The 362-nt window shown below is 38.7% G+C and carries 1 protein-coding gene; it reads right to left on the bottom strand.

Going from position 1 to position 362, the window contains the following annotated elements:
• Positions 1 to 362 (bottom strand): IS3 family transposase (locus GBN19_RS15595; protein WP_151778719.1); only part of this gene is annotated, 362 nt, incomplete at both ends.

Here is a 362-nt window from a genome sequence, read left to right as displayed (position 1 = left end):
AATAGAACGGTTGTGATCACTGTTCGTGGTTCTTTTGAAACGCTTATGGCGCTTACAATACAACTGATTTGATTTTTTTATTTGGCGCACAGCATACATACTTATTTTGATACCTTGCGCTTGTAAATGCTTGGTTAATCGAACATAGCCATAGCTTTGTTTGGTTTCTTCATGGGCTATTTTGACCAAAATTGTCTGCTGATTTCGCTGAATTGATCTTTTACTCATGCCTCGCTTTAGCCAATCATAAAAGCGAGAAACGGATAGACGAAGTAATCGAGCCATTAAAATAATCGGAAATAAGTGGCTTTGCGATTTCATATAGGCGTACCTCACTGACTTTCTTTGGCAAAGTACGCTGC

This window comes from Acinetobacter brisouii (genome assembly GCF_008993995.1).
Classification (GTDB): domain Bacteria; phylum Pseudomonadota; class Gammaproteobacteria; order Pseudomonadales; family Moraxellaceae; genus Acinetobacter; species Acinetobacter brisouii_A.
The sequence above is the reverse complement of the archived record's forward strand: the minus strand, read 5'-3'. Positions and strand labels throughout refer to the sequence as shown.